Below are 19,096 nucleotides of genomic sequence, written 5' to 3'. Positions count from 1 at the left end.
GTCGAAGCCGATGCCCGAGCCGCAGGCGAAGGCGCTTCGCCCTCGGCTCAGCAGTGCCCTTCGGCTGCGCTCAGGGCGAACGGTTGATCGAGGATCAGCCCCCATAGATCGGGAAGCGGGCACATAGCGCGGAGACGCGGGCGCGGACGTCCGCCTCGACCGCGGGATCGCCTGCCTCTCCGTGATCGCGCAGGGCCGCCAGCACATCCGCGATCATCTCGCCGATCGCCTCGAACTCCGCTACGCCGAAGCCGCGGGTCGTCCCTGCCGGAGAGCCGACGCGAATGCCGCTGGTCTTGGTGGGGGGCAGGGGATCGCCCGGCACGCCATTCTTGTTGCAGGTGATGTGGCTGCGTTCCAGCGCCTCGTCCGCATCCTTGCCGCTGATGCCATAGGGGCGCAGGTCGATGAGCGCGAGATGCGTGTCCGTGCCGCCGGAAATGACGTCCAATCCGCGAGCCTTGAGGCGGGCGGCGAGCGCCTGCGCATTGGCGATGACAGCGGCGGAATAGGCCTTGAACTGCGGCGTCAGCGCCTCGCCGAACGCGACCGCCTTGGCCGCGATGACATGCATCAGCGGGCCGCCCTGAAGGCCGGGGAACACCGCCGAATTGATCTTCTTGGCGATTGCCTCGTCATTCGTCATGATCATGCCGCCGCGCGGACCGCGCAGCGTCTTGTGCGTGGTGGTGGTGACGACATGGGCGTGGCCGAAGGGCGTTGGGTGCACGCCGCCTGCGACCAGCCCGGCGAAATGGGCCATGTCGACCATGAAGATTGCGCCCACCTTGTCCGCGATCGCGCGGAAGCGGGCGAAATCGATCTGGCGGGGATAGGCCGAGCCGCCCGCGATGATGAGCGTGGGGTTGTTGGCGATGGCCAGCGCCTCCACGGCGTCATAGTCGATCAGATGGGTGGTCTCATCGACGCCATATTGCACGGCATTATACCATTTGCCGGACAGCGCAGGCTTTGCGCCATGGGTAAGGTGGCCGCCCGCATCGAGTGACAGGCCCATGATCGTGTCACCGGGCTTCGTCAGTGCCAGCATGACCGCGCCGTTCGCCTGCGCACCCGAATGCGGCTGCACATTGGCGAAGCCGCAGCCGAAGAGTTGCTTGGCGCGGTCGATCGCTAGCTGCTCTACGGCATCGGACGGCGCGCAGCCTTGATAATAACGCTTGCCCGGATAGCCTTCGGCATATTTGTTGGTGAACACGCTGCCCTGCGCCTCCAGCACCGCCTGGCTGACGATGTTTTCCGACGCGATCAGTTCGATCTGGCCCTGTTCACGCTTCAGTTCATCGGCGATGGCGGCGGCGATCAGCGGATCGGTCTGCGCGAGCGACCGAGTGAAGAAGCCTTCCGCGCGAATGGCATCGACATCGTCGATGGAGGCGGCCGGGGACAGGAGGGCGGCGTTGCTCATGCAATAATTCCTTCAGGGCAAAGGATGGCGGATGGGAGGGGACGAAAGTTTGTCGACGCGACCGGCATGCCGCCCGCCGCCAAAGCCGGTTGACAGAAATGCCTCTACACAGGCCTTTGCCATGTCCGGCCCGGTCAGGCGCGCGCCCATGGCAAGGACATTGGCGTCATTATGCTCCCGCGCCAGTGCCGCCGAAAGCGGCTCGGAGACGAGCGCCGCGCGGCAGGCGGGGTTGCGGTTGACGGCGATCGAAATGCCGATGCCGGAGCCGCAGAGCGCGATGCCGCGCTCCGCGCTGCCATCCGCGACGGCCTGCGCCAGTCTATAGCCATAATCCGGGTAATCGACGCGATCGGCGGTGGCGGGGCCGAGATCATCGACGTCGTGGCCGCTTGCGCGCAGCCATTCGGCAAGGCTCGCCTTCAGATCGACGGCAGCATGATCGGACGCGATGGCGATACGCATGGAATGGCGGCCCTGCACTCAACGGTGATTCGGTTGCCGCCTATCTAGTGCCGATGGCAGCGTTTGACCATGTTACGAATCCGCGACGGTCTTTCCGCCATTGTGCCGTCCATTCAGGGTTCAACTGCGTCCAATCAGTTTCTGGGCCATGCTGTCAGCGACATCTGCGGCGGGGCGGCCGGAGGCAGCGCTTTCCGTCCAGATGGCGCGCAGGCGATCGGGAATCCGCGCGATCCGGCCGTTTACTTCGTCGCGATCGCCCTGACCCAGATATTCGAGCGCAACGTTGATGATGCCGCCTGCGTTGATGACATAATCCGGGGCGTAGAGGATACCCCGCGCGTGGAGGCGCTGCGCATCGGCGGGCGTTGCCAGCTGATTGTTCGCGCCGCCCGCGACGATAGCGGTCTTGAGCAGCGGAATGGAATATGCGTTGAGAATGGCACCCAGCGCATTGGGGCTGAACACGTCTGCCTCCACGCCGATGATCGCTTCCGCCTCCACCGCGGTCGCGCCCAGATCGGCGGCCAGCGCGCGGGCACGGTCGCCGTTCACGTCCGCCAGGGTCAGCCGTGCGCCATCCTGCGCGAGATAGCGGGCAAGGCCGCCGCCGACGCTGCCGACACCCTGGATGGCGACATGCACACCCGCCATGTCGGACTTGCCCAATGCCTGCTGCACCGCCGCCTTGACACCAAGATAGATGCCATAAGCGGTAAAGGGACCGGGATCGCCCCCGGCATCGCCCGCGCCGACCGGCAGGCCGGAGACATGGCGGGTGCCGCGCGCAATGGCGATCATGTCGCTTTCGGAAATGCCGACATCCTCGGCCGTCACATATCGGCCGCCGAGCGAGTCGACGGCGCGGCCGAAGGCTTCGAGCATTTGCGGCGTCTTGGTCCGCTCTGCATCGGCGAGGATGACGCCCTTGGCCCCGCCCATCGGCAGGCCCGCCATCGCATTCTTGTAGCTCATGCCGCGCGACAGGCGCAGGGCATCGGTAATGGCATCGGCGCGGTCGGCATAATGCCAGAAACGGGTGCCGCCCGCGCCAGGGCCGAGCACCGTCGAATGAATGGCGATTACCGCCGTCAGGCCGGTGGCGCGATCCCGGAAAAGATGAACCGCTTCATGATCGTCGAAATCGGGCAAATCCCAGGCAGCACTCATATGACCTCACCGCGACGCTGGATGTCGAGTAATAAAATTACGGAATCACGCAATAATCACATGATGTGCGAAAAGCCAACGGGAAATGCAGCGCGGCGGGAGACTCGCGGATATGCAGGAAGCCGTTCCCCCGCGAAGGCCGAGGGAAACGATCCCACAGACCAGCACTTTATTGCCCTGGACCCCGGCTTTCGCCGGGGAACAACGGAAGAGAGGCGAGATGCATCCTGGAGCGCCGTTACGAAAACAGCCATATTATGGGAAGAATGGGGCGACCGATGGGGCTTGAACCCACGACCTCCGGTACCACAAACCGGCGCTCTAACCAGCTGAGCTACGATCGCCACGCCCGCAGGACCGGCGGGCCGGTTGCGGGAGAACGGCCCTTAAGGCTGACGAGGCCAAAGCGTCAAGCATCCTTTGGCCGTCACCGTGCAAATAACCGCGTCGACCACGGTGAATTACATGGCATGAAACGGAAAAAGCGGGGCGTGCGCCCCGCTCCTTCGCCAAACATGGGTGGCAGGGCCAACGCCTGACACCGCACACTCTCCTGTCGCACCCGCAATGTGGAGAAACGCCGGACGCCCTGAGGCCGTCCGCGGAAAGCCGCCTAGTTGACGGCGTCCTTCAGGCCCTTGCCCGCCTTGAACTTGGGCTGCGACGATGCCTTGATCGTCATGGTTTCGCCGGTGCGAGGATTGCGGCCGGTCGATGCCTTGCGCTTCGACACGGAAAATGTGCCAAATCCGACGAGCCGTACTTCGTCGCCCTTCTTGAGCGCGCTGGTGACGGCTTCGAATACGCCTTCGACTGCCTTGATAGTGTCGCTTTTGCTGAGACCGCTGCTGTCAGCGACGGCACTGATGAGATCCTGTTTGTTCATGTTCTGGGAACCCCCTGCTCTGATATGTCTGTGGAATCACGGGTCAGACCCGTAATAAAGGCGCAGGATTTTGCCGCTGTCAAAGGGAAAGCGACAAAATCCTGCGGCCGGTGACATGATTCGTTCACATTGGGACGAAAAGCCGCAAAATCAGCGGTTAATGCCGCAGTGCAACATCAGAATCGCCCGAAACGGTTGGGGCTGGCTGGGCCGCCAGATCGTCTTCCTCGGTCCAGCTGATCGCTTCCAGTGGCGCGACCAGCGCGCGCGCCAGCACCTGATCGACATGCGCGACCGGGATGATTTCCAGCCCATCCAGAATGTTGGCGGGTATCTCCGCCAGATCCTTTTCGTTGTCGGCCGGGATGAGGACCGTCTTGATCCCGCCACGGAGCGCCGCCAGCAGCTTTTCCTTGAGGCCGCCGATCGGCAGCACCCGGCCGCGCAGCGTCACTTCGCCGGTCATCGCCACATCCTTGTGGACGGCGACGCCCGTCAGCGTGCTGACGATCGACGTCACCATGCCGATGCCTGCCGAAGGGCCATCCTTGGGCACCGCGCCTTCGGGCAGATGGATGTGAATGTCCTTGCGGGTGAAGATGCTGGGCTTGATGCCATAGCCGGGCGAGCGCGCCTTCACATAGGACAGCGCAGCCTGGATCGATTCGGTCATCACGTCGCCGAGCTTGCCGGTGGTGCGGATCTGCCCCTTGCCCGGCACGGTCACGGACTCGATCGTCAGCAGTTCGCCGCCCACTTCGGTCCACGCCAAACCCGTGACGGCCCCGATCTGATTTTCCTCCTCGCTCACCCCGTGGCGGAACTTGCGCACACCGGCGTAATCGGAGAGGTTCTCGGGCGTAATGACGACCTGCGCATATTCGCCTTCGAGGATCTTGCGCAGCGCCTTGCGGGCGAGGCGCGCGACTTCGCGCTCCAGGGTGCGGACACCGGCTTCGCGGGTGTAGTACCGGATGAGGTCGCGCACCGCGGCCTCCGTCACTTCGAACTCCTGCGGCGTGAGACCATGCGCCTCGACTTGCTTGGGCAGCAGATGCCGCTGCGCGATCTCCACCTTTTCGTCCTCGGTATAGCCTTCGAGCCGGATGATCTCCATGCGGTCGAGCAAAGCCTGCGGCAGGTTAAGGCTGTTCGCGGTGGTGACGAACATCACGTCGGACAGATCGACGTCGATCTCCAGATAATGATCCTGGAACTTGCTGTTCTGTTCCGGATCGAGCACTTCGAGCAGCGCCGAAGCGGGATCGCCACGGAAATCCTGACCCAGCTTGTCGATCTCATCGAGCAGGAAAAGGGGGTTCATCGTCCCGGCCTTTTTCAGGTTGGTGACGATCTTGCCGGGCAGCGAGCCGATATAGGTGCGGCGGTGACCCCGGATTTCGGCTTCGTCGCGCACGCCGCCAAGCGACTGGCGCACGAACTCACGCCCGGTCGCCTTCGCGATCGAGCGGCCCAGCGAGGTCTTGCCCACGCCGGGCGGGCCGACAAGGCACAGGATCGGGCCTTTGAGCTTGTTGGTGCGTGCCTGCACCGCCAGATATTCGACGATGCGGTCCTTGACCTTTTCCAGCGCGAAATGATCGGCGTCGAGGATTTCCTGCGCGCGCTTCAGGTCCGTCTTGACCTTGCCCTTCTTGCCCCAGGGCAAGCCAAGCAACACGTCGAGATAGTTGCGCACGACCGTCGCCTCGGCTGACATCGGCTGCATGGTCTTGAGTTTCTTCAGCTCGGCCGTCGCCTTGGTGCGGGCTTCCTTGCTGAGCTTGGCTTTCGCGATCTTCTGCGTCAGCTCGGCCAATTCGTCGGCGTCTTCGCCTTCGCCATTGCCCAGCTCGCGCTGGATCGCCTTGAGCTGCTCGTTGAGATAATATTCGCGCTGGGTCTTTTCCATCTGGCGCTTCACGCGGCCGCGAATCTTCTTCTCGACCTGAAGCACGCCTAGCTCGCCTTCCATGAAGGCGAACACCATTTCGAGGCGCTTGACCGGGTCCGGTTCGACCAGCAGCGACTGCTTGTCGGCCACCTTGACGTTGATATTGGCCGAGATGGCGTCCGCCAGACGCCCTGCGTCCTCGATCTCGCGCAGCTGCACCGGCGTTTCGGCGGGCAGCTTCTTGTTGAGCTTTGCGTAATTTTCGAACTGTTCGACCACCGAACGCATCAGCGCGGCGGCTTCCGGGCTGTCGGCGACGACATCCTCCGCGATCGTGACGTGCGCGGCAAGATGATCGGGCAGGGTGACAAGCTCGGTCAGGCGCGCACGCTGGCGCCCCTCGACAAGCACGCGCACGGTGCCGTCGGGCAGCTTCAAAAGCTGAAGCACGGTGGCGACGACGCCGGTATCGTACAGCGCCTCCCGGTCGGGATCGTCCTCCGCCGGATCGAGTTGCGACACGAGGAAGATTTCCTTGTTCGCTTCCATGGCCTTTTCCAGCGCAACGACGCTCTTGTCGCGACCGACGAAGAGCGGAACGATCATCTGCGGAAACACGACGATGTCGCGCAGGGGCAGCAGCGGATAAGTGGTAGTCATGCAATCTCCGTGGCGCGCGAACGGGCGCCTTTGGTCGCTATATGGGCGTATCGTGGTGCCGGTTCAATTCCGCACGGGCAAGCCGACGACCTTAGCGCCCTTGCGTGAACGCCGTCAGAACGGCAGCTTGAATCCCGGCGGCAACGGCAAGCCACTGGTAAGCTTGCCCATTTCGCTGTTGCTGGCCTCATCCGCCTTCTTGCGCGCATCGTTGAGCGCGGCGGCGATCAGATCTTCCAATATCTGCTTTTCGGATGGCATCAGCAGGCTTTCGTCGATCGATACGCCAACGATGCGGCCCTTGGCCGTCGCGCGGACCTTCACCACGCCACCGCCGGCCACGCCTTCGACTTCGATCTTGTCGAGATTTTCCTGCGCGCGGGCCAGTTCCTCCTGCACGCGAGTCGCCATGCCCAGGATTTCGTTCAAGTCTTTCATGCGCTTGCACTCCATTCTTCGTTATCGCCCTGCGGCAGAAGCTCCGCTTGGGGAAAAGCCGCCATCGCGGCGCTGACGATCGGTGTGGACAGGATCGCCTGACGGGCGCTGTCTTCGGCCGCTTTCTCCTGGTCCCATAGCGTCGGTTCGCCGGGCCCTTCACCTAGCGAAACCGCCCAGGCCATGCCGGTGGCGGCGTTGAGGCGAGTCGTCAAATCCTTCAGATCGATCGGCCGACGCGTGGCGATCACCAGTTCGGGCGGCGCATAACGGATCAGGCCTGCTTCATCGTGCAGGCTGTTGGCGAGCAGCGCCGCTCCACTTTTCGCCAGCAGCGTGACGAGGTCCGCGAAACTGGGTGGAGCGGACATTGTTTGGCGAGTCGACGGCGAAGCCGATGGGTCGGCAGGCGCAGCAACCGGCGCGGTCGCCGATGCCGACGGTGGCATGACGCTGCCGCCGTCCCGCAACAGGCGCGCAAGTTCGGCCGGATCGGGCAAGGTTGCCGCATGGACCGCCCGCAGCAACGCCATTTCGCAGGCCTCGAGCGGCAGGACTGCGTTCGCGACTTCGTCATGCCCTTTCAGCAGCAATTGCCACAGGCGGTGCAGGGCGGCAAAGCTGAGCCCGGCCGCCCAGTCCGCCAAGGCTTCCCGCTCCTCGGCCGACTGCGCGGGATCGTCGCCCCCACGCCCGGCCTTCGTCACTGTGATGGCATGGACGATTTCGAGCAGGCCGCGCATCAGCGCGAGCGGTTCCACGCCCAGATCATGCTGTTCGCGCACCGTCGCCAGCAGGGCAGGGGCATCGCCCGCGAGCAGCAGGCCAAGCACCCGCCGCACCGTCCCGCGATCGGACAGGCCCAGCATGTCGCGCACCTGCGCCGCCGTCACCAGCGGTTCGCCCTGATCGAGATCGGCATGAGCAATTGCCTGATCGAGGATCGAGAGGCCATCGCGCGCCGACCCTTCCGCCGCCTGCGCGATCAGCGAAAGTGCCGCCGGTTCGGCGCGCACGCCTTCCGCATCCGTAACATGCGTGAAATGCGCGGTGAGCTTTTCGGCCGAGATGCGCCGGAGGTCGAACCGTTGGCAACGCGACAGAACGGTGACCGGCACCTTGTTGACTTCCGTTGTCGCGAACAGGAACTTCACATGTTCGGGCGGTTCCTCCAGTGTCTTGAGCAACGCGTTGAACGCGTTTTTCGAGAGCATATGGACTTCGTCGATAATGTAGACCTTGTAGCGCGCGGAGACGGCGGCATAGCGCACCGCCTCGATAATCTCCCGCACGTCATCGACGCCGGTATGGCTTGCGGCATCCATTTCGATCACGTCGATATGCCGCCCCTCCGCAATCGCGACGCAGGGGTCGCACAGACCGCAGGGGTCGATCGTCGGGCCACCCTGACCATCGGGGCCGATGCAGTTCAGCGCCTTGGCAATGAGCCGCGCTGTCGACGTCTTGCCGACGCCGCGAACGCCGGTCATCAAAAAGGCATGGGCGAGCCTGCCGCGTTTGATGGCGTTGCCCAGCGTCTGCACCATCGCATCCTGACCGATCAGTTCGCGGAAATTGCGCGGGCGATATTTGCGCGCGAGGACGCGATAGGGCTGCGTGGAATCGGACATCGGCAGGGTTTAGCCGGTTGCAGGAAGGATGTCGAAGGATTGGGCCAGCCAAAATATCAGAGGCGGTGGGAGCCGGAACGACCCGCAGCGAAATCGTTGTGGCTGCTTCCGTCAGGACCTGACCCGGTTGGCGACGACCACGTCCGCCCGACTCCCGTCGCGCATATGGCGGGTTTGCAGGCGCGGTGCAAGTGGGTGCCGCCGGTCGGCCTTGCGCCATAAGCCGTGCCCAATCAGGGGTGCTTTCCCTTTCCCTCTCCGGTCCGCTTCGGTATTGCGGGGGCATGTCCACCTTGCGCCTGCCCTTCATTCTTGGCCTAGCCGGATTGCTGCCGCCGCTGCTCGCGCTGGCCGCCGTCATCTGGGGCGGGTCGTCATGGTCGTTTCTGGCGATTTCGCTTGTCTATTTCTATGCGGCGACGATCCTCGCCTTTCTGGGGGGCATCTGGTGGGGCTTTGCCGCCGCACAGCCGAGCGCGCCGCCCTGGCTCTACAGCGCGGCGGTTATCCCGCAACTTGTGAGCTTCGCCACCGCCTGGCCCTGGGCCGTCGGACAGGAATGGCCGGGGCCGTCGCTGGTGGTGCTGGCGATGGCGCTGATGGGCACATTGCTGGTCGATCGCAGGCTGGTCCGGATGAGCATCGCGCCCTCCTGGTGGCTGGCGCTGCGGGTGCCGTTGTCGGGCGGACTTGCGACCGTCTGTCTGGCGATCGCGGCGCTGATATGAGCGGCACGGTGCTGTCGATTCTGATGCTGGCGGGCATCGCGCTGACGGGCGGGGGCATTACTATGCTGGCGAAGAATCACGACCGGAAACAGGCCGCCCTGATGCTGGTCGCCGGGCTGGTGATGTTCGGCAATGTCGCGGTGTGGGTGATTTAGGCTATCGATCCCCCCCTGCCAGGGGAGGATTGACATCAGCGGATCGGGGAATCCGGCGCCAGGCGCATGTCGAGATAATTGTCGACTGATTTCATGAGCTGATCCAGTTCATGTTCGAAAAAGTGGTTGGCGCCACGAATTTCGTCATGATGGATGGTGATGCCCTTTTGCGTGCGCAGCTTGTCCACCAGCTTCTGCACGGCATTGGCCGTCACCACTTCGTCCGCTGTGCCCTGCACGATGATGCCCGAGGAGGGGCAGGGCGCGAGGAAGCTGAAGTCATACATGTTCGCGGGTGGCGCGACCGAGATGAAGCCGCGGATTTCCGGGCGCCGCATCAGAAGCTGCATCGAAATCCATGCACCGAACGAAAAGCCTGCGATCCATGTCGTCTGCGCTTCGGGATGGAAGCTCTGCACCCAGTCGAGCGCGGCCGCCGCATCCGAAAGCTCCCCGATGCCGTTGTCGAACGTCCCCTGGCTGCGACCGACGCCCCGGAAATTGAAGCGCAGCACGGCAAAGCCACGCCGCACGAACGTCTTGTACAGCGCCTGCGTGATGCGGTCGTTCATCGTGCCGCCGCCCTGCGGATGGGGGTGCAGGATCATGGCGACGGGTGCGCGGGGGCGCGGGGGAGGGCTGAAACGGCCTTCCAGACGACCTTCGGGGCCGGGGAAAATCACATCGGGCATGGCGGTGCTCTTGTCTTCTTGGCCAGGGCGCAGGGAGCGCGGGGCGCGCCCCGCTTTCGCCGGTGGCTATGGCGGATTTGCCGCCTATATAGATGCAGCGCCCCTTTTCGCAATCAATGAGTGTGTACCCGCCGGTTATGCCCGACGCCGCCCGCATCTATCTGGACCATGCCGCGACGACGCCGATGCTGCCGCAGGCGGTGACGGCGATGACGGAAGGCATGATGCGCTGGGCCAATCCGTCCAGCCCGCATGCCGACGGACGCGCGGCCCGGGCCATGCTGGAGGACGCGCGCGCGCGCATCGGCAAGGCGCTGGGATGGAGCGGCCATATCATTTTCACGTCCGGCGCGAGCGAGGCGATTGCCATCGCGCTGACGCGCAACATCGCCGACCGGATCGTCACTTCGCCGGTGGAGCATGATGCGGTGCTCCGGGTAACGCCGGGCGCGAAGCGGTTGGCCGTGGGCGCGGATGGCGTGGTCGTGCCGGATGCCAGCGACGCCGCCGTGCAGGCCATCCAGCATGTGAACAACGAGACCGGCGTCATCCAGCCCCTCGCCGCAATCCCGCATCTGTTTGCCGATTGTGCGCAGAGTGCGGGAAAGCTGCCCCTGCCGGACGCGGACATGATCGCGATCAGCGCGCACAAGTTTGGCGGGCCGCCGGGGATCGGCGCATTGCTGGTGAAGGATCTGACGCAGTTGCGACCGAGTGGCGGGCAGGAGCAGGGTTATCGCGCGGGTACGGAGAATCTGCCTGCCGTCCTCGCCATGGCGGCGGCGCTCGAGTCGCCGCGCGACTGGATGGACGCGGCAGCGCGGCTGCGGGCGGACCTTGACGCAGCGATAACCGATGCGGGCGGCGAAGTCGTTGCCGCCGACAGCCATCGCATCGCGACGATCGCAAGCTATCGCATGCCGGGCATTTCGGCCCGCGCGCAACTCATCCGGTTCGACATGGCGGGCATATCGGTGTCGGCGGGCAGCGCCTGTTCGTCGGGCACCCTGAAGGCAAGCCATGTCCTCACGGCGATGGGATGGGATGCGGCGGCGGCAGGTGAAGTTGTCCGCGTGAGCTTCGGTCCGCATACCGGCGCTGATGACATCGCGCGGTTCATGGCGGCGTGGAAGGCGATACGCGGATGATCTATCTGGATTATCAGGCGACGACGCCGCTGGCGCCAGAGGTGTTCGAGGCGATGATGCCGTTGCTGCGCGATCAGTTCGGCAATCCCCACAGCATGCACCGCATGGGGCGACAGGCCGCAGCGCATGTCGAACTGGCGCGCGAGCGGATTGCGGCGGCGATGGCGCTCGGGGTAGGGCGGATCATCTTCACGTCCGGCGCGACCGAAGCGCTCAACATCGCCATCCACGGCTTTGCGCAGGCCGCGCCCGCGGGTCGGCGGCGGATCGTGACGCTGGCAAGCGAACATGCGGCCGTCCGCGATACGGCGATGGCCTTCAGCATGCGGGGGTTCGAGATCGTGCTGCTGCCGGTCGGCGCAGACGGGATCGTCGATCTGGATCGCGCGCGGGCGGCCATCACCGAGGGCACCGCGCTGGTGAGCGCCATGCTGGTCAACAACGAGATCGGCGTCATTCAGCCGGTCGATGCGCTGGCGGCGATGGCCCATGATGCCGGCGCGCCGTTTCTGTGCGATGCCGTGCAGGGCTTCGGCCGGGTGCCACTGCCCGGCGAGGCCGACGCCATCGCGATCAGCGCGCACAAGATTCACGGACCCAAAGGTGTCGGCGCCTTGTGGCTGCGCGCGGGTATCGATCTGCCGCCGCTGCTCCACGGCGGGGGCCAGGAGCAGGGATTGCGATCGGGCACGCTGTCCCCCGCGCTGTGCGCCGGGTTTGGCATGGCGGCGCAGCTTGCCGCGACACAGGCCGCAGCGGACGGCGCGCATGTCGCGATGCTGTGGGATCGGGCGCTGGCACTGTTCGACGGCTGGACGGTGAACGGCAGCGTCGATGCCCGTTATCGCGGGAATCTCAACATCCGGCGGGATGGTATCGACGGTGCCCGGCTGCTGTCCGATTGCCGTGATATCGCCTTTTCGCTGGGATCAGCCTGCGCCAGCGGATCGGGGCGGCCCAGTCACGTCTTGCAAGCGATCGGCCTATCGGACAAAGAAGCGCGGGGATCGGTGCGGATCGGCTTTGGCCGGTATACACGCATCGACGAACTGGAGGATGCAGCCAAGGCGATTGTGGATGCGGCCGCGCAACAGGCGCCGGTCGCCAGCGGAGCGCATGGGCCATGACGAAAGTCACCTTCATCAGTGCCGACGGGAAACAGCGAAGCGAGATCGATGCCCCGACCGGATCGGTGCTGCTCGATATCGCGCAGGGCATCGGCCAGCCTCTTGAAGGGACATGCGAGGGGCAGATGGCCTGCTCGACCTGTCATGTGATCGTGGCGTCCGACGATTTCGCGTTGCTGCCGCGCGCCAGCGAGGCGGAGGAGGACATGCTGGATCTGGCGGCATCCGCTACGCGCACCAGCCGCCTTGCCTGCCAGATCGTGCTGACCGAAAACATGGCAAGCCTGACGGTTCAGATCCCCCCTGAATCGCATAATATGCAGGGCATGTAGCGCGGCATTGCACGGCGGGCATGGATGGATCGGCGTGAACGAGTGGGCGTAGACAGACGCATGCAGGCCCGGCATAGTTTGACCATGCGATCCCTGATGTTCAGTGCTGCCTTGATCGTAGCGCAGCTTGCCGCGCCGGCGGGTGCACAGTCGTCTACGGAGGGTGACGCGCCGCTGTCGCGCTTTCGCATCGAATCGCTGGAGGAGGCGATCAAGCCGGTGGCGGCCGCCAATCCCCGCAAGATCGAGGCGGCGACGGGTGGTCGCCTCGGCATCGCACTGGTCGATCGGGAAGGCAATCTGCTGATCGGCTTCAACCGGGAAGAGCGGTTCGCCATGTGCTCGACCTTCAAGGCACCGCTGGCGGCCGCGGTGCTGATGGGTGCCGAAAAGGGACGCTATGGCATGGACGGCACCCTGCCGGTGACGCAGGCTGATCTGCTGGATTATGCGCCGGTGGTGAAGGCGAACCTGAAGAAGGGACGCATGGCCATTGCCGATCTGGCCAAGGCTGCGGTGGAAGTGAGCGACAACAGCGCCGCCAATCTGTTGCTGCCGCTGGTCGGCGGCCCGGATGGCCTTACGGCATTTCTGCGTGCGCATGGCGACGCGCTGACCCGGCTTGACCGTACCGAGCCTGCGCTGAATGAAAATGCGCCGGACGATCCGCGTGACACGACCAGCCCCGTCGCGATGGCGACCGTCATGGCGCGGCTGCTGTTTCAGGACATGCCCGCCGCCGCTGCGGCGCGCCTGCGCGGGTGGATGGAAGCCAGCTCGACCGGTGCTGCGCGGATACGGGCGGGGACGCCCGCCGACTGGACGGTGGGCAGCAAGACAGGCACCTGCGGCACAGCCTATAACGATGTCGCCATCCTCCGGTCGCCATCGGGCCGGGATTATGTGTTGGCCATCTATCTCGACCGGCCGACCGTCGATGCCAAGGCGGCCGAGGCCGGCATCGCCGAAGCGGCGCGCGCCGCGATCACGATCGTGACCGAAATCGAGCGCCGCAACGCAGAAGGGCCGCCCGCCTGACCGGCGCGCGCCAGGATCACCGAAGGATCAGTTGTAGCGGCGCAGCAGCCCCGCCAGCTTGCCCTGGATGCGGACCTGACGCGGATCGTAGATCTGCGGTTCATAAGCGCTGTTCGCCGGATCGAGCCGGATACGTCCGCCATCCTTGCGGAAATATTTGAGCGTCGCTTCCGCATCGTCGATCAGCGCGACGACGATTTGCCCCTCACGCGCGGTCTCCGTCCGCTGGATCAGCGCGAAATCGCCATCCAATATGCCGGCCTCGATCATCGAATCGCCGGACACTTCCAGCGCATAATGTTCGCCCGCGCCGAGCAGGGCGGCCGGAACCGACAGCATGTTCTGACCCTCCATCGCCTCGATCGGGACACCGGCGGCGATACGCCCGTGCAAGGGAATGTCGATCACGTCATTGGCGGCAGGAGGCAGAGGCACCGACGCGGCCTGCGTCGTCGCAAGACGCGGCGGCATGACGGGAACATCGCCCCGGCTCCGTTCCACGCCGTCGGGCAGCTTGACGACTTCGAGCGCGCGCGCGCGATTGGGCAGGCGGCGGATGAAACCGCGCTCCTCCAATGCATTGATCAGCCGATGAATCCCCGACTTGGATCGCAGATCGAGCGCATCCTTCATCTCCTCGAACGACGGCGACACGCCGCCCTGTTCCAGCCGGTGATGGATGAAAATCAGCAGTTCCTGTTGCTTGAGCGTGAGCATATCGACCTCATCCTGTGGAACGGACGGGGAACGTATAGGAAACGCTTCTGTTCGCGTCAAGCGGTGAACGCTTGGGCGCACCGTGGGGAACAGCGACAGCGTCCGACGGTTCATTGCGTGTCCCCGCCCCCGAGGGACAGGAGAGAGATGATGACCGACCAGAATCGGAACGACAATATCGATAACGACCGCGATTTGGATCGCAAGCCCGGCCAGGGTGCCGAGCGGGACCGCCAGCAGCAGCAGGAAAACCGGCAGGGCCAGCTTGGCGGCGACAAGCGGGACGATCAGTCCCCAGGCCGCGAACAGCAACGCTGACAGGTCGTCCAGTCGGAGACATGGAAAGGGGTCGCTGCGGCGGCCCCTTTTTCGTGTATGTCAGGTCACGCCGGGAGAGGCAGTATCGTAATGTTTTCGCCGGGGCGTGCGGCGGGCGATCCGGCAGGGCGCAGAATAAGGCAGTCGGCCTGCGCGAGAGCATGCGTTGCGGCGCTGTCCTGCGCGTTCAGGGCCATTGCGCCATCAACCGTCATCCGCGCGCGCAGATATTCGTCGCGCTCTCCGGCCGGGCCGATGCCTGCTGCGAGCACCGCACGGGCAGTCGATGGCAACGGTGCTGGACTGCCGAGCAGATGGCGGACGAGCGGCAGCAGGAACAGATGAGCCGTTACGAACGCCGAAACCGGATTGCCGGGCAGGCCCAGAAAAACCGACGCGCCGCGTGTACCCGCGATGAGCGGCTTGCCGGGCCGCATCCGTATTTTCCAGAAATCGAGCTGGCCCCCGGCTGCTGCAAAGGCAGGGCGCACCAGATCGTGATCGCCCACCGATGCCCCGCCTGTCGTAACGATGATGTCGGCCTGCCCCGCTGTGGCAAAGGCGTGCGTCATGGCGGAGAGATCGTCGGGCACGATGCCCTGATCCTCGATGTCGCACGGCAGCGCGGCCAGCATGGCGGAGAGCAACACGGCATTGGACGACGGCAATGTACCGGGCGGAACCGGGGCACCGGCCGGCACCAGTTCATTGCCGGTCGAGATGATGGCGATGCGCGGGCAACGGCGGACGGGAAGCATCGCATGGCCACCCAGCGCCGCCAGCGCGAGTTGCGGGGCCTGGAGCCTCGTACCGGCGGGAAGCAGCCGATCGCCTGTCGCAAAATCTGATCCTAGGCGGCGGATGTGGACACCGGGTTCGAGCGCGTCGGCTGTTGCGCGGGACAGGCGATCGCCGTTCCTTTCGGCATTTTCCTGCATGAGGATGCTGTCCGCCCCCGCGGGAAGCGGCGCGCCGGTGAAGATGCGGGCCGCTTCGCCCGGCCCGAGCGGGCGAGGTACCGGCCCGCCTGCCGTGCTTTCCTGAACGACATCCCAAGGCCCTTCGCCTGCGCGCAAGGCATAGCCGTCCATGGCGGAAAGATCGGCCCAAGGCTGATCGCGGGTTGCATGGACATCGGCGGAGAGCCAGCGTCCGGTACAGGCGAGCAGGGCGGCGTCCTCGACAGGCAAGGGGTTCGCCAGCGCGAGGAGGCGGGTCTGCGCCTCGGCGACCGGCATCAGGGGCATCAGGCGACGGGTCCAGCGGGTGCATGCCAGTCGCCCGACTTGCCCCCCGTCTTCGCAAGCAGCCGGATATCCTTGACGACCATGGCCTTGTCGATGGCCTTTGCCATGTCATAGACGGTGAGGAGAGCGACCGACACGGCGGTCATGGCTTCCATTTCGACGCCGGTCTGCGCGGTCGTGCGGGCCGTGGCCGTGGCCGTCACGCCGTGCGCGTCGAGCAGGAAATCGACGGTGACCGCGCTCAAGGGCAGCGGGTGGCAGAGCGGAACAAGGTCGGCGGTCTTTTTCGCCGCCATGATCCCGGCGACGCGGGCGACGGCCAGCACGTCGCCTTTCTTGACCAGACCCTGCGCAATGGCGTCGGCCGCCTCCGCCGACATGCTTATCCGCCCCGTCGCCACCGCCTGCCGGACGGTGCTGGCCTTGGCCGACACGTCGACCATATGTGCCGCGCCGTCGGCATCGATATGGGTCAGCCCCCCTGTCATACGGCGAGCAGCGCGCGGGTCGCGGCCTCGACATCGGCCTGCCGCATCAACGCCTCCCCGATCAGGAAGCAGCGGACGCCGCGTGCGGCCATCGCGTCGAGATCGGCGCGGGTGGTGAGACCGCTTTCGGCGACGAAGGTGCAATCCGCAGGCGCGCGATCGACGAGTTCAAAGGTCCGCGCGAAATCGACCGTGAAATCGCGCAGGTCGCGATTGTTGACGCCGATCAGGCGCGATGTGAGCGCCAGCGCGCGTTCCAGTTCGGCCGCATCATGCACCTCGACCAGCACATCCATGCCCAGCGCGATCGCCGCCTGTTCGATATCGGTCATCTGCACGTCATCGAGTGCCGCTACGATGATGAGGATGGCGTCTGCCCCGATCGACCGGCTTTCCAGCACCTGCCAGGGGTCGACCATGAAATCCTTTCGCAGAACGGGCAGTGCACAGGCCGACCGGGCGGCCATCAGATAATCCTCATGCCCCTGGAAATAGGGTGCATCGGTCAGCACGGAGAGGCAGGCCGCGCCGCCCGCCTGATAGGCGACGGCATGGGCGGCAGGATCGAAATCGGCGCGGATCAGGCCTTTGGACGGGCTGGCTTTCTTGACTTCGGCGATGAGGCCGAAGCCGTTGCGCGCAGCCGCATCGAGCGCGGCACGGAAACCGCGCGGGGCGCTTTGTTCGGCGGCGCGGGCGTCCAGTGCAGCCACCGTCGTCGCAGCCCGGCGCGCGGCGACTTCCTGGCGTTTCGTGGCGCAAATCTCGATGAGCTTGTTGGTCATGGGTAGGCGATCCAGCAGTTGAGCAGGGCATTGGCCAGCCCCTTGTCGATGGCTTCGGCGGCTTCTTCGGCCCCGGCGCGCAGATCGTCAACCGCGCCCGCGACGATCAGGGCCGCGGCGGCATTGAACAGCACGGCGTCGCGGTAGGGACCAGCCTCACCCATCAGCAGCGCGCGCAACGCGGCGGCATTGTGGGCGGGATCGCCGCCGCGGATGGCGTCGATCGGATGGGTAGGCAGGCCCGCATCGGTCGGGGACCAGCGGCGCATGGCAACGATGCCATCGGGCGTCACATCGGCGACGTCGTTGCCGCCCTCGACCGAAAGCTCGTCAAGCCCCTCGTCGCCCGAAACCACCAAGGCGCGATCGGCACCCAGCATGGCGAGCGCTTCGGCATAGATGGGCACATAGGCGGGACGGGCGATGCCGATAAGCTGGCGGCGGACGCGGGCGGGATTGGCAAGCGGACCCATCAGATTGAAGATCGTGCGGCGGCCCAGCGCCTTGCGGATCGGGCCGAGACGCCGGAGCGCGGGATGATGGTTCTGCGCAAACAGGAAACAGATGCCGAGATCGGCCAACGAGCGTTCGGCGATGTCCGCGGCGCGGGCGAGGTCCAGCCCCAGCGCCTCCAGCGTATCGGCCGCTCCCGCCTTGGAGGAGGCCGCGCGATTGCCATGCTTGGCAACCGGCACATTGCAGGCCGCGACAACCAGCGCGACGGCCGTGGAAACGTTGAGCGTATGATGCCCGTCCCCGCCGGTGCCGCATACGTCGATAGCGTTGGCGGGCGCGGATATGGAGATCATCCGGTCACGCATCGCCTGCGCCGCGGCGGCGATCTCAATCGCGGTCTCGCCCCGGTCGCTCATCACGATCAGGAAATCGGCGATGTCGGTATCGGATGGTGCGCCGTCGAGCATCGTGGCAAACGCCTGCGCGGCAGTGGGGGCGTCGAGCGGCAGCGATGGGTCGGGCAGGGCGGACATGGGGAGGCATTAGCGCGGTTCTTGAAGCCGCAAAACAACTATCCGTGCGTTTAACGCCAAGTCCCGTCTGTATGCATCGTTCCCCGGCGAAAGCCGGGGCCCAGAGCCTCAAAGGACGGCACGGTGTTGCCCTGGGCCCCGGCTTTCGCCGGGGAACAGCGGTGCCTTTACGCCCGCGCCTTCACCTTCATGCCCGCTGCCGTCATGAAATTGGCGAGCATGGCGTGGCCATGTTCGGTGGCGATGCTTTCGGGATGGAACTGCACGCTGTGGATCGGCAGGTCGCGGTGACGGAAGCCCATGACGGAGCCATCGTCGCTGGTCGCGTTGACGATCAGGCAATCGGGCACATCCTCCACGATCAGCGAGTGATAGCGGGTGGCGGTGAACGGCGAGGGCAGATCGACGAACAGCCCGGTGCCGTCATGGGCGATCGGTGACGTCTTGCCGTGCATCAGGCCGCCGCGCACCACGCGCCCGCCGAAATATTGCCCGATCGACTGATGGCCCAGGCATACGCCCAGCAGCGGCTTGCCCGCATCGGCGCAGGCGCCCACGATATCAAGGCTGATGCCCGCTTCATTGGGGGTGCAGGGACCGGGCGAAAGCAGAAACGCCTCCGCGCCGGAGGACATCGCCTGCCCGGCCGACATGGCGTCGTTGCGGACCACTTCGACTTCCGCGCCCAGTTCCATGAGGTAATGGACAAGGTTCCAGGTGAAGCTGTCATAATTGTCGATGACGAGGATCATGGCCGCA

General features: G+C 65.2%; 21 protein-coding genes, 1 tRNA gene and 1 other RNA gene. 7 read left to right on the top strand and 16 right to left on the bottom strand.

The features are described from left to right. Positions 1-94 precede the first annotated feature (94 nt). The 9 genes from glyA to ffs form a co-directional block, all read right to left on the bottom strand. Positions 95-1,429 (bottom strand): serine hydroxymethyltransferase, encoded by a 1,335-nt coding sequence (gene glyA, locus ENE74_RS10370; protein WP_127690867.1) that lies wholly within the window; start codon positions 1,427-1,429, stop codon positions 95-97. 12 nt (positions 1,430-1,441) lie between these two features. Then, positions 1,442-1,894, bottom strand: a complete 453-nt coding sequence (rpiB, locus tag ENE74_RS10365) for a ribose 5-phosphate isomerase B (RefSeq protein ID WP_127690866.1) — start codon at positions 1,892-1,894, stop codon at positions 1,442-1,444. A gap of 120 nt (positions 1,895-2,014) precedes the next feature. Continuing rightward, the gene (locus ENE74_RS10360) at positions 2,015-3,064 is read right to left on the bottom strand and encodes a Leu/Phe/Val dehydrogenase (protein ID WP_127690865.1); all 1,050 of its coding nucleotides are present in this window, start codon (positions 3,062-3,064) and stop codon (positions 2,015-2,017) included. A gap of 267 nt (positions 3,065-3,331) precedes the next feature. Next, positions 3,332-3,408, bottom strand: a tRNA-His gene (locus ENE74_RS10355). A 269-nt stretch (positions 3,409-3,677) separates the two neighbouring features. Continuing rightward, positions 3,678-3,974, bottom strand: coding sequence for an HU family DNA-binding protein (locus ENE74_RS10350; protein WP_277601372.1), 297 nt, complete (start codon positions 3,972-3,974; stop codon positions 3,678-3,680). Positions 3,975-4,107: 133 nt separating this feature from the next. Then, positions 4,108-6,504: an endopeptidase La gene (lon, locus tag ENE74_RS10345; RefSeq protein WP_127690863.1), complete on the bottom strand. Its 2,397-nt coding sequence runs from the start codon at positions 6,502-6,504 to the stop codon at positions 4,108-4,110. Positions 6,505-6,618: 114 nt separating this feature from the next. Continuing rightward, complete coding sequence (locus ENE74_RS10340; RefSeq protein WP_127690862.1) at positions 6,619-6,942, bottom strand: YbaB/EbfC family nucleoid-associated protein; 324 nt, start codon at positions 6,940-6,942, stop codon at positions 6,619-6,621. Then, positions 6,939-8,573, bottom strand: a complete 1,635-nt coding sequence (locus ENE74_RS10335; protein ID WP_127690861.1) for a DNA polymerase III subunit gamma/tau — start codon at positions 8,571-8,573, stop codon at positions 6,939-6,941. The genes ENE74_RS10340 and ENE74_RS10335 overlap by 4 nt, the downstream gene beginning before the upstream one ends. A gap of 61 nt (positions 8,574-8,634) precedes the next feature. Next, an RNA gene (gene ffs / locus ENE74_RS10330) (signal recognition particle sRNA small type) lies at positions 8,635-8,732 on the bottom strand. Positions 8,733-8,857: 125 nt separating this feature from the next. Here ffs and ENE74_RS10325 point away from each other — a divergent pair. Beyond that, positions 8,858-9,301 (top strand): DUF3429 domain-containing protein, encoded by a 444-nt coding sequence (locus ENE74_RS10325; RefSeq protein WP_127690860.1) that lies wholly within the window; start codon positions 8,858-8,860, stop codon positions 9,299-9,301. Further along, entirely contained in the window at positions 9,298-9,456 is a 159-nt protein-coding gene (locus ENE74_RS18240; RefSeq protein WP_164847446.1) for a hypothetical protein, read from the top strand. Before ENE74_RS10325 ends, ENE74_RS18240 begins: the two co-directional genes overlap by 4 nt. A gap of 35 nt (positions 9,457-9,491) precedes the next feature. Here ENE74_RS18240 and ENE74_RS10320 read toward each other — a convergent pair whose 3' ends face one another. Beyond that, positions 9,492-10,148: an alpha/beta hydrolase gene (locus tag ENE74_RS10320; RefSeq protein WP_127690859.1), complete on the bottom strand. Its 657-nt coding sequence runs from the start codon at positions 10,146-10,148 to the stop codon at positions 9,492-9,494. A gap of 137 nt (positions 10,149-10,285) precedes the next feature. Here ENE74_RS10320 and ENE74_RS10315 point away from each other — a divergent pair, with 137 nt between their 5' ends. The 4 genes from ENE74_RS10315 to bla are packed head-to-tail and all read left to right on the top strand — an operon-like array spanning position 10,286 to position 13,793. Continuing rightward, positions 10,286-11,296: a cysteine desulfurase family protein gene (locus tag ENE74_RS10315; RefSeq protein WP_241241938.1), complete on the top strand. Its 1,011-nt coding sequence runs from the start codon at positions 10,286-10,288 to the stop codon at positions 11,294-11,296. Beyond that, positions 11,293-12,423, top strand: coding sequence for a cysteine desulfurase family protein (locus tag ENE74_RS10310; protein WP_127690857.1), 1,131 nt, complete (start codon positions 11,293-11,295; stop codon positions 12,421-12,423). Before ENE74_RS10315 ends, ENE74_RS10310 begins: the two co-directional genes overlap by 4 nt. Next, positions 12,420-12,755 carry a 2Fe-2S iron-sulfur cluster-binding protein gene (locus tag ENE74_RS10305; RefSeq protein ID WP_127690856.1) on the top strand — a complete coding sequence of 112 codons (336 nt, stop codon included), beginning with the start codon at positions 12,420-12,422 and terminating at the stop codon, positions 12,753-12,755. The genes ENE74_RS10310 and ENE74_RS10305 overlap by 4 nt, the downstream gene beginning before the upstream one ends. A 60-nt stretch (positions 12,756-12,815) precedes the next feature. Next, complete coding sequence (bla, locus tag ENE74_RS10300; RefSeq protein WP_127690855.1) at positions 12,816-13,793, top strand: class A beta-lactamase; 978 nt, start codon at positions 12,816-12,818, stop codon at positions 13,791-13,793. Positions 13,794-13,820: 27 nt separating this feature from the next. On the opposite strand, the gene lexA is transcribed toward bla, so the two are convergent. Next, positions 13,821-14,510, bottom strand: coding sequence for a transcriptional repressor LexA (gene lexA, locus ENE74_RS10295; protein ID WP_127690854.1), 690 nt, complete (start codon positions 14,508-14,510; stop codon positions 13,821-13,823). 150 nt (positions 14,511-14,660) lie between these two features. Between lexA and ENE74_RS18235 the strand changes: the two genes are divergently transcribed. Further along, positions 14,661-14,828: a hypothetical protein gene (locus tag ENE74_RS18235; RefSeq protein ID WP_164847445.1), complete on the top strand. Its 168-nt coding sequence runs from the start codon at positions 14,661-14,663 to the stop codon at positions 14,826-14,828. A 65-nt stretch (positions 14,829-14,893) separates the two neighbouring features. Here ENE74_RS18235 and ENE74_RS10290 read toward each other — a convergent pair whose 3' ends face one another. The 5 genes from ENE74_RS10290 to ENE74_RS10270 all read right to left on the bottom strand — a co-directional run bounded on the left by ENE74_RS10290 (position 14,894) and on the right by ENE74_RS10270 (position 19,089). Next, positions 14,894-16,075 (bottom strand): molybdopterin molybdotransferase MoeA, encoded by a 1,182-nt coding sequence (locus tag ENE74_RS10290; protein ID WP_127690853.1) that lies wholly within the window; start codon positions 16,073-16,075, stop codon positions 14,894-14,896. Continuing rightward, positions 16,075-16,563: a cyclic pyranopterin monophosphate synthase MoaC gene (gene moaC / locus ENE74_RS10285; protein ID WP_127690852.1), complete on the bottom strand. Its 489-nt coding sequence runs from the start codon at positions 16,561-16,563 to the stop codon at positions 16,075-16,077. Before moaC ends, ENE74_RS10290 begins: the two co-directional genes overlap by 1 nt. Beyond that, the gene (trpC, locus tag ENE74_RS10280; RefSeq protein WP_127690851.1) at positions 16,560-17,348 is read right to left on the bottom strand and encodes an indole-3-glycerol phosphate synthase TrpC; all 789 of its coding nucleotides are present in this window, start codon (positions 17,346-17,348) and stop codon (positions 16,560-16,562) included. The genes moaC and trpC overlap by 4 nt, the downstream gene beginning before the upstream one ends. Next, complete coding sequence (gene trpD / locus ENE74_RS10275; RefSeq protein WP_127690850.1) at positions 17,345-18,337, bottom strand: anthranilate phosphoribosyltransferase; 993 nt, start codon at positions 18,335-18,337, stop codon at positions 17,345-17,347. The genes trpC and trpD overlap by 4 nt, the downstream gene beginning before the upstream one ends. 167 nt (positions 18,338-18,504) lie before the next feature. Next, entirely contained in the window at positions 18,505-19,089 is a 585-nt protein-coding gene (locus ENE74_RS10270) for an anthranilate synthase component II (protein WP_127690849.1), read from the bottom strand. Positions 19,090-19,096 lie beyond the last annotated feature (7 nt).

The sequence above is a fragment of the Sphingobium algorifonticola genome, assembly GCF_004005485.1.
GTDB lineage: Bacteria > Pseudomonadota > Alphaproteobacteria > Sphingomonadales > Sphingomonadaceae > Sphingobium > Sphingobium algorifonticola.
Note: the sequence above shows the minus strand (reverse complement) of the source record. Positions and strands in the feature narration are given on the sequence as shown.

Excerpts from the sequence above, each read along its gene's own strand:
- moaC (WP_127690852.1), bottom strand. The coding sequence starts at position 16,563 with ATGACAGGGGGGCTGACCCATATCGATGCCGACGGCGCGGCACATATG.
- ENE74_RS10315 (WP_241241938.1), top strand. The coding sequence starts at position 10,286 with ATGCCCGACGCCGCCCGCATCTATCTGGACCATGCCGCGACGACGCCG.
- ENE74_RS18240 (WP_164847446.1), top strand. The coding sequence starts at position 9,298 with ATGAGCGGCACGGTGCTGTCGATTCTGATGCTGGCGGGCATCGCGCTG.
- trpC (WP_127690851.1), bottom strand. The coding sequence starts at position 17,348 with ATGACCAACAAGCTCATCGAGATTTGCGCCACGAAACGCCAGGAAGTC.
- trpD (WP_127690850.1), bottom strand. The coding sequence starts at position 18,337 with ATGTCCGCCCTGCCCGACCCATCGCTGCCGCTCGACGCCCCCACTGCC.
- lon (WP_127690863.1), bottom strand. The coding sequence starts at position 6,504 with ATGACTACCACTTATCCGCTGCTGCCCCTGCGCGACATCGTCGTGTTT.
- bla (WP_127690855.1), top strand. The coding sequence starts at position 12,816 with ATGCAGGCCCGGCATAGTTTGACCATGCGATCCCTGATGTTCAGTGCT.
- lexA (WP_127690854.1), bottom strand. The coding sequence starts at position 14,510 with ATGCTCACGCTCAAGCAACAGGAACTGCTGATTTTCATCCATCACCGG.
- ENE74_RS10340 (WP_127690862.1), bottom strand. The coding sequence starts at position 6,942 with ATGAAAGACTTGAACGAAATCCTGGGCATGGCGACTCGCGTGCAGGAG.
- ENE74_RS10335 (WP_127690861.1), bottom strand. The coding sequence starts at position 8,573 with ATGTCCGATTCCACGCAGCCCTATCGCGTCCTCGCGCGCAAATATCGC.
- ENE74_RS10305 (WP_127690856.1), top strand. The coding sequence starts at position 12,420 with ATGACGAAAGTCACCTTCATCAGTGCCGACGGGAAACAGCGAAGCGAG.
- glyA (WP_127690867.1), bottom strand. The coding sequence starts at position 1,429 with ATGAGCAACGCCGCCCTCCTGTCCCCGGCCGCCTCCATCGACGATGTC.
- ENE74_RS18235 (WP_164847445.1), top strand. The coding sequence starts at position 14,661 with ATGACCGACCAGAATCGGAACGACAATATCGATAACGACCGCGATTTG.
- ENE74_RS10290 (WP_127690853.1), bottom strand. The coding sequence starts at position 16,075 with ATGCCCCTGATGCCGGTCGCCGAGGCGCAGACCCGCCTCCTCGCGCTG.
- ENE74_RS10320 (WP_127690859.1), bottom strand. The coding sequence starts at position 10,148 with ATGCCCGATGTGATTTTCCCCGGCCCCGAAGGTCGTCTGGAAGGCCGT.
- ENE74_RS10310 (WP_127690857.1), top strand. The coding sequence starts at position 11,293 with ATGATCTATCTGGATTATCAGGCGACGACGCCGCTGGCGCCAGAGGTG.
- ENE74_RS10360 (WP_127690865.1), bottom strand. The coding sequence starts at position 3,064 with ATGAGTGCTGCCTGGGATTTGCCCGATTTCGACGATCATGAAGCGGTT.
- rpiB (WP_127690866.1), bottom strand. The coding sequence starts at position 1,894 with ATGCGTATCGCCATCGCGTCCGATCATGCTGCCGTCGATCTGAAGGCG.
- ENE74_RS10325 (WP_127690860.1), top strand. The coding sequence starts at position 8,858 with ATGTCCACCTTGCGCCTGCCCTTCATTCTTGGCCTAGCCGGATTGCTG.
- ENE74_RS10270 (WP_127690849.1), bottom strand. The coding sequence starts at position 19,089 with ATGATCCTCGTCATCGACAATTATGACAGCTTCACCTGGAACCTTGTC.